Below are 12828 nucleotides of genomic sequence, written 5' to 3'. Positions count from 1 at the left end.
TTTCTACCAGCGCCGCTCGAACCGGCGCCGAAGCACGATCGCGGTGATGTTCATGGCCATGAGGAAGACGAGCAGGATGATGATGGCGCCGGACATGCGCTCGACAAAAGCGCGTTCGGCCTCGTTTGCCCACATGTAGATCTGCACCGGCAGGGCGGTCGCCGGATCGAAAGGCGTCTTCGGATAGTCGGCGACGAAGGCGACCATGCCGATCAGAAGCAGCGGTGCTGTCTCACCCAGCGCACGCGCCAGGCCGATAATCGTGCCGGTCAGGATGCCGGGAGCGGCCAGCGGCAGGATGTGCTGGAACACCATCTGCATCTTCGAGGCGCCAAGCCCAAGCGCTGCCGAGCGGATCGACGGCGGCACCGCGGCAAGGGCCGCGCGCGTCGCAATGATGATGGTCGGCAGCGTCATCAATGTCAGCACCAGGCCGCCGACAAAGGCGGCCGAGCGCGGCATGCCGAGGAAGTTGATGAACACGGCAAGGCCAAGCAGACCGAAGACGATCGACGGCACCGCCGCAAGATTGTTGATGTTGACCTCGATCAGGTCGGTGAAGCGATTCTTCTTGGCGAATTCCTCGAGATAGATCGAGGCCGCGACGCCGATCGGCAGCGCCAAAAGCAGCACGATCACCATCATGTAGAACGAGCCGATGATGGCCACGCCCATGCCTGACGTCTCGGGCCGGCTGGAGGCGCCGTAGGTGAACAGACCGGTGTTGAAATGCTCGGCCATCACGCCGTCGGCCTTGAGTTTGTTCATCCAGTCGATCTGCTGGTTGGACACCTTGCGGCGCGCTTCATCGACGCTGAGGTCGATCTGGCCCTTGAAGGCGGAGTCGAGATTGGCCGCGGCCAGGATATTGACGTCGCGCGTCGTGCCGATCACCGACGGATCGGCGGCGACGATGTCGCGCAGCTGGACGCGGGCGCCTTCCGACAGGAAGCCCTTGAGCTTCATGACCATCGGCTTGTTGCTTGGGTCGATGCCAAGCTTGGCCATCAGCGCGGTGTCGGCGAGCTTGGGATAGTTCGCCTTGATCAGCACGCTCGGATCGGTGGCGCGCTTGCCGGAGGGATCGATGACCTTCTCGTCGAAGCTGATCGGCAGCGTCACCGTCGTCTGCCAGAAGGCGGTGTAGCCTTTCGACACGATGGTGATCAGCATGATGGCCAGGAACGCCAGGCCGACCGAGATCGCAATCACACCGTAGATGCGGAAACGGCGTTCGGCGGCGTAGCGCGCCTTCAGCCCTATGTCGCGGCGCGGACGCGCAACGGCGCCCGCCATCGTGTCCAGGGGAATGTCGGTCATTCGTACTGCTCCCGGTACTTGCGCACGATGTAGAGGGCGACAATGTTCATCACCAGCGTCAGCACGAACAGCGTCAGGCCGAGCGCGAAGGCGACCAGCGTCTGCGGTGAGTTGAACTCGAGGTCGCCGGTCAGCTGGTTGACGATCTTGACGGTGATGGTCGTCATCGCCTCGAACGGATTAGCGGTGAGATTGGCGGCGACGCCGGCTGCCAGCACGACGATCATCGTCTCGCCGATAGCACGCGACGCGGTCAGCAGGATGGCGCCGACGATGCCGGGAAGTGCGGCCGGCAGGATCACCCGCTTGATCGTCTCGGAGCGCGTCGCACCCAGGCCGAGCGAGCCGTCACGCATGGCGCGCGGCACCGCGGTGATGATGTCGTCGGACAGCGAGGACACGACCGGGATCAGCATGACGCCCATCACCAGGCCGGCGGTGAAGATGCTCTGGCCCTGGATGAAGGGCGAACCACCGGTGAGTGCCGCCGACAGGTCGCGCAGGAACGGCCCGAGCGTGACCACGGCGAAGATGCCGTAGACGATGGTCGGGATGCCGGCCAGCAGTTCCAGCGCCGGCTTGACCACCGCGCGAACCTTGGGCGAAGCATATTCGGCCATGTAGACCGCCGACATCAAGCCGACCGGCACCGCCACCAGCAGAGCGACGGCGGCGATATAAAGCGTACCGGCGAGAAGCGGGATCAGGCCGAACTGGCCCTGGCTGCCGCCGGAGCCGGCAGCGGCGAAACGCGGATCCCACACGGTGCCGAAGAAGAAGCTCATCGGCGAAACGCTTTCGAAGAAGGTGATGGTCTGGAACAGCATCGACAGCACGATGCCGACCGTGGTCAGGATGGCGATGGTCGACGCCGCAAGCAGCCCCCACAGCATCAGCCTCTCGACATTGTTGCGCGCCCTGGCGCGCGGCGCGATCTGCCGCAGCGCATAGAAGGCGCCGGCGATCGACAGCGCAAGCGTGAGCACCGCGCCAAACAGGCCGAGCCTGTCCTGGACTGTGTTCGCCTCGACGGCGATCGGGATCATGTAATCCTGTGTGTCGCTGGCCAGCGCCACGCCCTTGGCGATGAGCAGCGGCTGCAATTCAGCGAACGTGGCGGGAAGCGGCGTTCCGGCATCTAGCCGGCGCAGGCCCTTGGCGAGGCTCTTCACCAAGCTGGCGTCGAGCGCTTCGCTGGCGACCTTGGAGTCGACAGTGCGCTCAGGCAGGGCGGCGTGGATGTGCCGGTCAAGATAGACGGACGATCCGATGTCCCAGACGGCGAGCAGCAGGACGGCAGGCAGGACTGCGAGCAGAAAGGCCCACCAACCGTGATAGTGGGCGCGCGAATGCGGCTTTACCTTGCCGGTTTCGTGCGCCGTGGCGCGCTGGCGGCCGATCACGAAGGCGACCACGCCGATGGCAATGACTATGGCGAGCACGAGCAAGGACGACATCACCCACCCCAGGGAAAATTCAGGTCGCCGCCGCCGTTGCGGCATGCAGCGAGATCAGGGCGCGGATTTGGTCCGCGCCCTGATCCAGTCGTTGATTACATGCTCTTCCCGGCAGCGAACGCGTCGCGCTGCGCTTGACGTTCGGCATCCGGAGCCGAAACCAGGCCGTACTGGGCGAGCGGGCTTTCCGGGCCGATCATCTGGTCGTCAAGGAAGAACTCGACATATTCCTTGAGACCGGGAACGACGCCGAGATGCGCCTTCTTGACGTAGAAGAACAGCGGGCGCGAAACCGGATACTTGCCGGTCGCGATCGTCTCGGTCGAAGGCACGATGCCTTCCACGGTGGCGACCTTCAGCTTGTCGGCATTGTTCTCGTAGAAGGCGAGGCCGAACACGCCGACGCCGGTCTTGTTGGAGTCGATGCGGGCGAGCGTCTCGGTGTAGTCGCCGTCGATGTCGACAGCCTTGCCGTCCTTGCGGATGGCGATGCAGGTCTTGCCGATTTCCTTGTCGTCGGCAATGCCGGCGGCCTTCAGGGCGGCCTTGTCGCAGCCGGCGTCGAGAAGCTTGGTCTCGAACACTTCGCGGGTGCCGTGCTTTTCACCGGGGATGTAGGCGGCGATATCCCAGTCGGGCAGCTTCGGGTTGACCTGGTTCCACTTGGTGTTCGGATTGTCGACCAGCTTGCCGTCAACGACCAGCTTGGCGGCGAGCGCCTTGTAGACGTCGGCGGGAACCAGCGCCCAATCCGGGCCTTTGATGTCGGTGGCGAAGACGATGCCGTCATAGCCGATGCGGACTTCCTGGACTTCCTTCACGCCGGCGTCGGCGCAGGACTTCAGTTCATCCTTCTTGATCGGACGCGAGGAGTTGGCGATGTCGATGGTGTCTTCGCCGACGCCCTTGCAGAATTCCTTGATGCCGGCGCCGCTGCCGCCGGACTCGACCACCGGGGTCTTGAAGTTGGTGAAGGTTTCGCCGAACTGCTCGGCAACGATCTTGGCATAGGGTAGCACGGTCGACGAACCGGCGACCTGGATCTGGTCGCGCGCGGCGGCGACACCCGACGATGCGGCGAACGCTACCGCCACGGCCGATGCCGTAACGAGGAATTTCTTCATGTGGCCTGCTCCTGTTCGGAAGATGGTCTCTCGGCGCCCTCTTCAGCCGGCGCCCGCTGAGGCCAATAGCCTTCGATTATTACAGTCGCATGACAGTTTCGTGTCAGCCCGGTAACGTCGGATGGACGCACAGAAAACCGCAACCGTCCGGCCTCTCCGCGAGAGCCGCAGTTTGCCGTTGGAATCATAAGCTTGCGGGATTTTGCGCCGGCATTTGTCCCGGCGGATCGCAGGCCGCGATGCCGAGAAAGAAAAACCGGACGGGAGCGCGTTGCCCGTGGCCAGAGCGTATCTTGGCCGAGCCATCGCCAAAAACAGGTCCGTTGGGGTAGATTTCGACGCTGTTTCTTTGTCGGCGGTCGCTTGCTCCCGCCCGTAACTGAATGAGCGGTTGAGTTGCCGCCATTTTCCCGACTGGGCGCAAGCTTTGATATGGTGCGATCGCACCATATCCCAGGACGTCGCGGCACCGCCGAATCCCGGCGCTGATATCAGCTAGCCGGCGTCTCGCTGGGCTTCGCTCGCGACGCCGGCCCAGCGCTCGACCTTTTCGAGCAGGGCTTTGGGACTGATCGGCTTGGGCAGATAGTCGTCCATGCCGGCTTCCAGGCAGCGCTCGCGATCGCCCTTCAAGGCATGCGCGGTGACGCCGACGATCGGGATATGCGTGCCGCTCTCTTGCTCCAGCCGGCGAATCGCGGCCGTGGCTTCGAGCCCGTTCATCTCCGGCATCGAGACATCCATCAGGATCATGCGCGGATTGAGCCGGCCGAAAGCGTCGAGCGCCTTGCGGCCGTTGCCAACGATCTCGAAACTGTAGCCGGTTTCACCAAGGATCTGCGTGAACACCATCTGGTTCACCTCATTGTCCTCGGCAACGAGGATGTCGAGCCCGCGTTCGTTGCCGCCGGCCCGGGCGCGGGCGCGCACTGGCGGCGGATGCAACTGCGCCCGCTCGGACGCGGCGCGTGCCGGCGGCGCCGACACCCGCTGTACCATCGCTTCGCCGGAACCGCCGCTTGCGGCTTCCGGCGCCTGATCTGTCGTGCCGTGGCGATGGCGCTGGATGGTCGCGACCAGCGTCTCCAGCAACACCGAGGAGCGCGCCGGCTTGATCAGCTGCGCGTCGATGCCGAGGTCGCGGTAGCTGGTGTTGGCGAGCGACTGGTCGACCGAGGTCAGCATGATGATCGGTGTGTCGGCCAGCCCTGCGGTGTTGCGCACGATGCGCGCCATTTCGGCACCGCTCATCCCCGGCATCTGGTAGTCGAGGACGACGCAGTCGACAGGCACGCCATAGGCAGCCGCGGCGACCAGCACCTTCAGCCCTTCGGCACCGCTTTCGGCGGCGCAGGAATCGAACGTCCACGATACCATCTGCTCGGTCAGGATCGAGCGGTTGACGGCGTTATCGTCGACGATCAGCACCCGCGCGCCAGTGACGTCGACGGGCATGATGCGCTGCACCGTCTGCTGGCCGGCCCTGGGCAGCGTGACGGTGAACCAGAAGGTCGAGCCCTTGCCCTCGGCGCTCTCGACGCCGATCTCGCCGTCCATCAACTCGACCAGCCGCGAGGTAATGGCAAGGCCGAGCCCGGTGCCTTCGTGGCGCCTGGTCGACGAGGTATCGACCTGATTGAACTTTTCGAAGACGGCCTTCAGCTTGTCCTCCGGAATGCCGATGCCGGTGTCGGTGACCGAGATGGTGAGCCTGGTTCCGGCCACAACCCTCTCGCCGGTGACATCGACCAGCACATGGCCTTCGTCGGTGAACTTCACCGCATTGCCGAGCAGATTGGTGACGATCTGCCTTATGCGGCCGACATCGCCGATGAACAGGCTTTCCAGGCCCGGCTCGACACGCACGATCAGTTCGAGATCCTTCTCCTTGGCGCGTGTCGACACCAATGTCGCCACATCCTCGATCGCCTCGGGCAGGTTGAACGGCGCCGGGTCGAGCACGAGCTGGCCGGCATCGATCTTGGAGAAATCGAGGATGTCGTTGATGATGGTCAAAAGGGCGTTGCCCGACTTGACGATGATGTCGGTGAACGTCTTCTGCTTGGGGTCGAGGTCGGATTTGGCGAGCAACTCGGCCATGCCGAGCACGCCGTTCATCGGCGTGCGGATCTCGTGGCTCATATTGGCCAAAAATTCCGACTTGGCGCGGTCGGCGAGCACCGCGCGCTGGCGTGCCTCACGCAGCTCGGCCTCGCGCATCTTCAACTCGGTGATGTCGGTGGTCGATCCGATGAGATAGAGCGAACCGTCGGAGGCGATCATCGCGCCCTTGCGCGCGAACTGGTGGCGCACATTGCCGTCGGCAAGCGTCACCGTCTCCTCGATCTCCTGCGTCTCGCCGGTGCGCAGAACGGCCATATCGCCGGCGACGAAGGCTTCGCCGTCCTCACCGAAGATCTCGACATCGGTCTTGCCGATCGCCTCCTCCTTGCTGAGACCGGTCAGGTCGCACCAGCCCTTGTTGACGTAGAATTGGCGCAGGTCCGAGCGCTTGGCGTAGATCGACACCGGCACGTTGTCGATGAGATTGCGGAACACCTCGTTCTCGCGCATGCTTTCTTCCAGCGCCTGCTCACGCGCCTTGACATCGGTAATGTCGGTGCTGGATCCGACCAGATGCACCGAGCCGTCGAGCGCCACCAGGCGGCTCTTGCGCGTCATCAATTGCCGCACCGTGCCGTCGCGATGGGTGACGGGCTCCTCGACCTCGCGCACTGCCCCGGTGGCGACCACTTCGGTGTCGTCATGGCTGTAGCTTTCGGCATCGTCGGCGCCGAACAGCTGGCGGTCGGTGCGGCCGATGACATCTTCCTTGGCGATGCCGGTCATGGCGCACCAGGCCTTGTTGACGAATTCGATGCTGAGGTCCTGCGCCTTGATGAAGGCGGCGACCGGCAATTCGTCCATGACGTGGCGGAACAGGTCGATCTGGCGCATCGAATCCTGCAGCGCCTTTTCGCGGCTTTTGATGTCGGAAATATCGACGCGCACGCCGATGAAGGTGCCGTCCTCGGTCCGCATATCGTAGACCTGGTACCAGCGGCCGTCCGGATTGAGGCGCTCGTAGGAGGTGTTCGGCAAGTGGTAGCGGGCGAGGATGGCACTGAGCCAGACCTCGCGGTCGCCGTCATAGAGTCTGTCGATCTCGGGATCGCCGCTCGATCGGAAATAGCCGACCGAGTGTCCCAGTTCCAGCGCGTCGCGGAAGCTGCTGCCGGGCTGCCATGCCGGCACCAGCGCCGGCAGGGTGTCCTGCAGCTTGCGGTTGGCAAAGACGAACTTGTCGTCGCGGTCGTAGATGATGACGGCCGCGGGGAGCGATTCCAGCACCGTGGCGAGGTTCTTGCGGGCGTCCTCGGCCTCCGTCTCGCGGCGCTTCATGTCGGAGATGTCGAACAGGAAACCGGCGACATAGTTGCGGCCACTTGGCATGCCGACGCGGTTCTTGCGCACGATGCGCGAGCGCCTGGCGCCCTCGACCTCGAAATTCTCCTCGATCTCATAAGGCGTGCCGGTCGCCAGCACGGCGCGTTCGCTGCCTTCGAACAGCGCGGCATCCTTCCCCGGCATGAAGTCACCGCCAGGCCTGCCCAGCATCGCTTGCGGCGTCTGTCCGAACAGGGCCGAGAACGCCTCGTTGACGAAGACGAAGCGCAGATTGTCGTCCTTGACGAAAATCGGGTCCTCGACGGCGTTGATCACCGCCTCGGCCAGCCGTGATTTTTCCAGCGCCTCGGCGAGCTCCGCCTCGCGGTCCTTCATGTCGGTGACGTCGACATAGGAGATCAGCCTTTTGCCGCCGGCGAGCGGCGCCGTCGAGCAGATCAAGGTGCGGCCGTCATTGCGCGGCAGCTGCCGCGATCCGGCAATGCCGGCGCGGATCTCCGCTTCACGCTCGGCGACATGCCGCTGCCAGGCCGCCTCGTCCAATCCAAACGGATCGACGGCGCGGCTGGCCTCCATCAGGTCACGGAAACTGCAGCCGATGCCGGCCTGCCGTGCATCGATCTGCCAGAAATCGTAGAAGGCGCGATTGATCACTTCGGCGCGCAGTTCGGCGTCGATGACAACGACGCCGATCGGCATCTGGTCGACCATCGTGCGCAGATTGGCGAAGGTCTCGGCGGTCCTGGCGTTGGCGCTTTCGATCGCCGCGTCGCGAAGCGTCAGCTCGGTGATGTCGTAATAAGTCAGGAGCCGCTTGCCGCCGGACAGCGCCGTTACCGAGAACATCATGGTGCGGCCATTGGCATGGGTGAACTCGCGCGGCGCAACCGAGCCGGCGCGGATCTCCTCGATACGGGTGGCGAGGTAATGCTGCCACTGCTGTTCGTCGAGATCGCCATAGATGCCGTTGCGGCGGTTGAGCTCCATCAGGAGGCTGAACGGCGCGCCGACAGTGACGGCGCCGTCGGGAATCCTTGAGAGGTCGCGATAGGCCTTGTTGACAATGAGCGTGTCGAGCTTGGCGTCGAGGAGCACGACGCCCATATGCATGGCATCCATCGTCCGCTCGAGATCGGAAAGATGCTGCGTGCTCTCGTCTGCGGCTGGCGGCAGCTGCCGAAGGTCGTCCAGCGCACCCGCCAGCGCCGTGACGTTGCGGCCAATGCCGCGATAGCCGGTAAACTCGCCCTCGCTGTCGAAACGGGGCGAGCCGGTGATCGAAACCCAGCGGCAGCCGGGGCGGCCGCCCTTCAATTCATAAACGAAGTCGCGAAATGGCCGATGCGCCTGCAGATCCTCCAGATGCGCGGCGGCGTGTCGATTGCCGTGCACCATCTGCTTGAGGAAATCGAAGCGGAAGCGACCGAGAATGCTGGCGGGATCGATACCGGTGGCGGCCTGGTAATTTTCTGAAAGCCAGGAAAAGCGCAGTTCCGCGTCGGTCTCCCAGACCCAGTCAGCACCGGCCTCGACCAGTTCGCGCAGCGCGTCGGGTGAAGCCCCGGCGGACGCGTTCTCGCCACACAAAGCAATCTCGACCAGCCGGCGCAGCGCTTCGGGCGAATCCTCGCCAGGAGTGTCCTCGCCACGCAAAGCGGCCTCGAACAGCTCGCGCAGCGCTTCGGGCGAAGCCCCGGCGGAATCGTCCTCGCCATGCAAACCGGCCTCGACCGGCTCATGCGGCGCTTCGGGTGAACCCTCGACGGACGTATCCTCGCCGTTCACAGCCCCCTCTCGGGAACCGCGTCCGCCGCGTGTTCCAACAGTCCCGTCAGCCATTCCGTTCCACCCCGAAAGCCAAGGCCGAACCCCCTCAGCGGTTCGCCGGCGAAATGTGCCCGAGAAGCATTAATGATCCGCTAACCATAACGCATCCAAACTCCAACCAGAGCCCACATTGCCCTGCGGTATTCCGCCGGTTGTCGGCGGAACCCCGACCGGGCTATAAGTCGGCAGGGGTATTGCGGATGACTGGTTGGATCGTGCCTTGTTTCCTGGGCCTGGCGCTGCTTGCGAGCAGCGGCTGCGCGCGCAGCTATGACGGCACGGTTGTGATCCCGAGGCCGCTCGATATCAGGCGGGTCTGGGATCGCGATCCGTCGCAGACCGAGGCCAGCAAGATGCAGGCGGCAGCTGGTGTGTTTCCGACGCCGCCGCCGCAGGAGCCGTACCGGCCGGCGGCGCGCCGACAGACGACATCGGCTCCGCCGAGACGGCACGTCAGATCCAGCCCGCCCACGATGGCTTCCGAACCGGCCAACCCGCTCACCTGCAAGAATGTCAGCCAACCCGGCAAACGCTACAAGATGGTCTGCGAATAGCCTGACGCATGTCGCCCAAAAGCGGCCCGCGGTTTTGGGATCAAGACATGGATAAAACAGGGTATTTCGGCGCCGCGCGGCTCAGTCCGCCGGGAAGAAAGCCGGCCCGACCATCCTGACCGGCCGCGAGTCGGCCAAAGCTTCGACCGACTGCTGCTGGGCAGCGCCCGTGGCGTCTGGGGCATCGGCGCCGGTCTGGGGAATTTGCGCAACGGTCACGAGATCCGGATTTGCCGACGGCAGGGGGATGATGGCGTTGCCCATATTGGCCGGGGTCACCGTGCGCGCTCTCAGCTCGGCGACACGCCTGGAGTAACGCTTGACGTCACAGGCTTTGAAAGTTGCGTCGTCGCGGTATTTGAAGGCCGCCGGCAGGTCCTTGTAGGGTTTGCGCGTATCGAGCGCGACCATCTCTTCGGTTTCAAGGCTTGGGTCGCCGAGCGTGTACAGGTCGACACCGGCATCGTCGCAGATGTAGCGGCACTGATCGACCATCTCCTTGACATCGTCGCCTTGCACGAACTGCGATTTCGGCGCCGGGAAGAAATAACCGTCGGACAGGCGAACGCAAAACAGCATCGAATTGCTGCCGATCATGGCGCCCGCGGGACGCGGTTTCCGTTGCCTGGCGGCGGGCGCGCAGCCGAGCGCGACGAGCCTGGCCTGCAGCCCGGACGAATCCCGGCCCGAAATCGCGGCGCCGGCGATCTGGCGTTGCACCTGCGTGCGGCTTTTGGCGAGGTCGGCGCAAGCGTTGAAGAAGCCGCCCGTCGCACTTTGCGCCGTGCAGCGGCGTTGCCTCTCCAGGCCCTGGATCGCCGCAAGCTGGCGGCGCAGTTGCGCAAGCTCGGGGCTTGACCCCGCCGCCGCGGCCGGACGAGGCCATCTGGCCCCTGAGTGCGGCGCAAACATCGGCAAGGGAGGCCGAGTTTCCGAGGACGGTTGCCGTCATCGACACCAGTGCAAAGATCACGACAAGCCACAAACGCATCATCGGCGACCTTCGTCCTTGTACCCGAGGAGCCGATAGCCGCTCCAGCCGATTGAGCTTCAATATATGAGGGCAAGTCTAATTCAGAATAAATCAGCAACAGCCAGGTATTTACGCCAAGTGTATTATGCCGTCTCCTGTAAATTCACTATTACACTTTTGTTTCAAGATTGAGACGAAGCGAGGCATCGACGCGCCTGGGCCGCCGCCACGATCAATCCCGCGTTATGGCCCTTGCGGTTGAAACCTTTCTCCGCTGTCTCGCGTTGTATCGGCAAAGGAGACCGAAGATGTCTATTCACTTCACTGTCTCTGGCCTGACCAGGAACCTGTTCCATTCGCTGGGGCTGGACCATGAATGGGCGCCGAGACCGCTCGATCCCGAACAGAGCCTGCTGTTGGAATGCTACCTGGCGGGGCAGATTCCCGAATCCGCCTGGGCCGACTACGTCTTCGAGACACCCGACCTGCAACGGCATGTCGACATAAGGCGCCGGCACAACTGATGAGAGCAATTCCAGGAAAAGTGTGAACGGTTTTTCCGGGAAAAGCGCGTAGCGCTTTCCCTTGGGAATTGCGTCAAAACAACGAGAGAGCGGGTCGCCGTTTCTGTGAAACGGTGAAACGCTCTACCGCTCGCTATCGCTTGGGCGAGGCGAACTGCATGGTGAAGACATTGCCAGCTACGCCTTGTGCAAGCTTGGGCGAAAAGCTCAGCGGAAGACATTTCTGCAGAGCCGTGGTCGCGGCGTCGACAAACGCTTTCTTGGCATTGGCGTCACCATCGACCTTGATCGCCGTCGGTCGCGACGGACCGATCAGCGTGCCGTCGCGCTTGAAGCTGAAGCTCAAGGTGACGGTGGCATTTCCAGCATCGGCCGGCGGCGTCCAGCACGCCTGGATCGCATCGCCGACTTCGCTCATGGTGTCGAGCGACGCGGCATTGGACGGGTAGCCTCCGGCCAACACAACACCGGCAATCGCAAACAATCTCGCCACGCCCTTCATCGCAAAGCTCCTCGTACCTCGGGCCGCCAAGGATGATGGTAGGGTCGACGCCAGAAATGGCAATATGCCTGATATCAGACTTTATGGCGGAGCGCGGAGGCGCGCCTGACAGTGCATCGGCGAAAAGCAAAAAGGCCGGCATTGCGCCGACCTTTCCTTCCACTTCGGCGCCAGTACATCCGTGGTCGCGGGGTGGATTGCCCTCAATAGACAGGGCTTTGGTTAACGAATCCTTAGCTTTGCGCGCCGGCCTGCGATTTCACATAGGCGATATAGCCTCTGACATCGCCGGCCGGCTCGGCATAGGCCTTGCCGAGTTTCTTCTCGATTGCCGCGACATACTCCTTCGCCCATTTGGGCAGCGGGTAGTCGATGACGGCCAGGAATTCGAGCGTCGATGCCAGGCGGATGTCGGCGATCGACGGGTGCTTGCCGCCGATGAACGGCTTGCCGTCCCTGAAGAAGGAGTGAAACACTTCCAGCGGCTCGGCAATTGCCGCCATCGCGGCCTTCTGCGCCTCGGACTTCTTGTCCGGATGGGCGTCGCTGTGGCCGACCTCGCCGGCATATTGCGGGAAACCCAGCGCCGGATAGGTCGCGCGCGCGACATAGGGATAGAGCGTGCCGATCAGGTAGAACATGGCGCTGTCGACCATCGCCCGCTTGGCCGGCGCCTTGGGATAGAACTTCTCCAGCCCGTGCTTGTTAGCGAGATACTGCATGATGGCGCAGCTTTCCCAGAGCACGCCTCTGGGAAGGCCTTTGTCCTCGATCATCGGTGTCAGATGCGCCGGATTGCGCGCCATATATTCGGGCGAACGCGTATGGCCCCAGGCGTCTGTCTCGGCGGGGTCGAACCCGGCCGCACGCGCAAACACCCGAACGGTCATGTTGTTGACGCTCGGCTTCAGCATGCTGATCTTCAAGGCCGGCTTCTTCGCAGCCTTGGCCGTCTTCGGTGCGGACTTCTTGGCGGCCGGCTTCGCCGCGGCTTTCGCAGCCGGCTTTGCAGATGCCTTCGCCGCAGGCTTGGCAGCCGCTTTTGCTGCCGGCTTGGCGGCGGATTTCGGCGCGGCCTTGGCCGCAGATTTCCCAGCGCTCTTTGCAGTCTTTGCCATCGTGGTTCTCCCCTTTTTGTT

At 63.5% G+C, this 12828-nt stretch carries 9 protein-coding genes; 2 read left to right on the top strand and 7 right to left on the bottom strand.

The annotated features are described in order from the left end of the window. Window positions 1-3: 3 nt before the first annotated feature. The 4 genes from pstA to JQK88_RS23470 form a co-directional block, all read right to left on the bottom strand. A complete protein-coding gene (gene pstA, locus JQK88_RS23485; protein ID WP_203279577.1) occupies window positions 4-1320 on the bottom strand; it encodes a phosphate ABC transporter permease PstA in 1317 nt (438 codons plus the stop codon). Then, window positions 1317-2777 (bottom strand): phosphate ABC transporter permease subunit PstC, encoded by a 1461-nt coding sequence (gene pstC / locus JQK88_RS23480; protein WP_203279576.1) that lies wholly within the window; start codon window positions 2775-2777, stop codon window positions 1317-1319. The genes pstA and pstC overlap by 4 nt, the downstream gene beginning before the upstream one ends. A gap of 95 nt (window positions 2778-2872) precedes the next feature. Next, the gene (locus JQK88_RS23475) at window positions 2873-3901 is read right to left on the bottom strand and encodes a substrate-binding domain-containing protein (protein WP_203279575.1); all 1029 of its coding nucleotides are present in this window, start codon (window positions 3899-3901) and stop codon (window positions 2873-2875) included. 495 nt (window positions 3902-4396) lie between these two features. Further along, window positions 4397-8920 (bottom strand): PAS domain-containing protein, encoded by a 4524-nt coding sequence (locus tag JQK88_RS23470; protein ID WP_376740447.1) that lies wholly within the window; start codon window positions 8918-8920, stop codon window positions 4397-4399. A 416-nt stretch (window positions 8921-9336) separates the two neighbouring features. Here JQK88_RS23470 and JQK88_RS23465 point away from each other — a divergent pair, with 416 nt between their 5' ends. Continuing rightward, the gene (locus JQK88_RS23465) at window positions 9337-9690 is read left to right on the top strand and encodes a hypothetical protein (RefSeq protein ID WP_203279574.1); all 354 of its coding nucleotides are present in this window, start codon (window positions 9337-9339) and stop codon (window positions 9688-9690) included. Window positions 9691-9771: 81 nt separating this feature from the next. Here the strand turns inward: JQK88_RS23465 and JQK88_RS23460 are convergent, their stop codons facing one another. Continuing rightward, window positions 9772-10602 carry a DUF2865 domain-containing protein gene (locus tag JQK88_RS23460; protein ID WP_246749994.1) on the bottom strand — a complete coding sequence of 277 codons (831 nt, stop codon included), beginning with the start codon at window positions 10600-10602 and terminating at the stop codon, window positions 9772-9774. Between the two features lie 369 nt (window positions 10603-10971). On the opposite strand from JQK88_RS23460, the gene JQK88_RS23455 reads away from it, so the two are divergent. After that, window positions 10972-11187 carry a hypothetical protein gene (locus JQK88_RS23455; protein ID WP_112559520.1) on the top strand — a complete coding sequence of 72 codons (216 nt, stop codon included), beginning with the start codon at window positions 10972-10974 and terminating at the stop codon, window positions 11185-11187. A gap of 133 nt (window positions 11188-11320) precedes the next feature. Here the strand turns inward: JQK88_RS23455 and tolA are convergent, their stop codons facing one another. Together tolA and JQK88_RS23445 are read right to left on the bottom strand one after the other, a co-directional pair. After that, window positions 11321-11689, bottom strand: a complete 369-nt coding sequence (gene tolA, locus JQK88_RS23450; RefSeq protein WP_203279573.1) for a cell envelope integrity protein TolA — start codon at window positions 11687-11689, stop codon at window positions 11321-11323. Between the two features lie 233 nt (window positions 11690-11922). Next, window positions 11923-12807: a glutathione S-transferase family protein gene (locus tag JQK88_RS23445; RefSeq protein WP_203279572.1), complete on the bottom strand. Its 885-nt coding sequence runs from the start codon at window positions 12805-12807 to the stop codon at window positions 11923-11925. Window positions 12808-12828 lie beyond the last annotated feature (21 nt).

The sequence above is a fragment of the Mesorhizobium caraganae genome (assembly GCF_016836705.1).
Classification (GTDB): Bacteria; Pseudomonadota; Alphaproteobacteria; order Rhizobiales; family Rhizobiaceae; genus Mesorhizobium; species Mesorhizobium caraganae.
This window is presented reverse-complemented; position numbering and strand designations above follow the sequence as displayed.